This window comes from Streptomyces sp. WELS2, from assembly GCF_013870595.1.
Lineage (GTDB): Bacteria > Actinomycetota > Actinomycetes > Streptomycetales > Streptomycetaceae > Streptomyces.
Genome location: NZ_JACBWZ010001057.1, coordinates 1 through 1,873, shown reverse-complemented (window position 1 = coordinate 1,873; position 1,873 = coordinate 1). Strand labels below are relative to the sequence as shown.

At 75.4% G+C, this 1,873-nt stretch carries 1 protein-coding gene; it reads left to right on the top strand.

Features of this window, described 5'->3' with window-relative positions:
- Positions 1-1,873, top strand: a 1,873-nt coding sequence (locus H5J33_RS33515; protein WP_181798453.1) for a S8 family serine peptidase, incomplete at both ends; no start/stop codon positions are given.

The following is a 1,873-nucleotide window of genomic DNA, read 5'->3' as shown; positions in this document are numbered from 1 at the left end:
AGGGGCCGTACCTTCTGGCGGTCGTTCACCCGGGGCGCGGGCATCGGCAAGGTGTGGCTGGACGGGCGGGTGACGGCCGACCTCGCCCGGAGCAACGCCCAGATCGGCACGGCGGCGGCCTGGGACGCGGGGCTGACCGGCAAGGGCGTCACCGTCGCCGTCCTGGACACCGGCGCCGACCTCGGCCATCCCGACTTGGCCGGCCGGGTGGGCACCAGCCGCAGCTTCGTCGAGGGGGAGGAGGTCGCCGACCGCAACGGGCACGGCACCCATGTCACCTCCACCGTCGGCGGCAGCGGCGCCGCCTCCGGCGGCACGGAGAAGGGGGTCGCGCCGGGCGCCACCCTCGCCGTCGGCAAGGTGCTGAGCGACCAGGGCTCGGGCAGCGAGTCGCAGATCATCGCCGGGATGGAGTGGGCGGCCCGGGACGTGCGGGCCCGGATCGTCTCCATGAGCCTGGGCTCCCCGGAACCGAGCGACGGCACCGACCCGATGGCCCAGGCGGTGAACACCCTCTCCGAGGAGACCGGGGCGCTGTTCGTGGTCGCCGCCGGCAACACCGGCGCGCCCTCGTCCGTCGGCTCGCCCGGCGCCGCCGACGCCGCGCTCACCGTCGGCGCGGTCGACGCCGACGACCAGCCCGCCTACTTCACCTCCGCCGGACCCCGCCTCGGCGACAACGCCCTCAAGCCGGACATCTCCGCGCCCGGCGTCGACATCCTCGCCGCCCGCTCCCGCCTCGCCCCCGGCACCGGCGACTACACTTCCATGAGCGGCACGTCGATGGCGACCCCGCAGGTCGCCGGGGTGGCCGCGCTGCTCGCCCAGGAGCACCCCGGCTGGAGCGGCGCCGAGCTGAAGGACGCGCTGCTGTCCACCTCACGGCAACTCGACACCTCCGCCTACGTCCTGGGCGCGGGCCGGGTCGCCGTCCCGGACGCGGTACGGGCGCACCTGACCGCCACCGGCAGCGCCGACCTGGGCTTCCACCGCTGGCCCTACGACACCGACCGGCCCGTCACCCGCACCCTCGCCTACCGCAACACCTCCGACGCCGAGGTGCGGCTGAGGCTGTCCGTGCGGGGCGCCCCCGACGGCGTCGTCACCCTCGCCCGGGACACCCTCACCGTGCCCGCGCACTCCACCGCCTCCACCACCGTGACGGGCGACGCCACCCGGGCGCCCGTCGGCGAGACCAGCGGGCAGGTCGTGGCCGCCGCCGAGGACGGCACCCCCCTCGCGCACACCGTGTTCGGCCTGGTCAAGGAGGAGGAGCGGTACACGCTCACCGTCCATGTGAAGGACCGCGACGGCGCCCCCGTGCCCGCCGACCTCACCGTGCAGCGGCTCGCCGAAGGAGAGGACGCCCGGCCCGCGCACGTCGGCGATACCGGCACCCTCCAGCTGCGCCTGAAGCCGGGCACCTACACCCTCGCCACCTTCCTCGACGTACGCGGCGGCCACGGCGCCGACTCCCTCGGCCTCGGCTTCCTCACCGCCCCCGAGATCCGCCTGGACCACGACCAGGACATCACCCTGGACGGCCGGGAGCTGCGCGAGGTCAGGGCCGCCGTGGACCGGCGCACCGAGACCCGCCAGTTGCTGATGGAGTACGACCGGCGGGCGAACGGCGCCGACCTGTTCGGCGCGGTCCAGGTCCCCCTCGCCTACGACAGCGTCTTCGCCGCGCCCACCCCGAAGGTCACCCAGGGCACCTTCGAGTACCGCACCGTGTGGCGGCTGGCCAAGCCGCTGCTGGAGGTGAAGGGCGTCCGCGAGGCCACCGTCCAGCCCGGCGGCACCCTCGCCGAGGGCCATACCCGGCTGCCGCTCGCCGATGTCGGTGACGGCCCCCTGACCGGCGTGTCCGGCA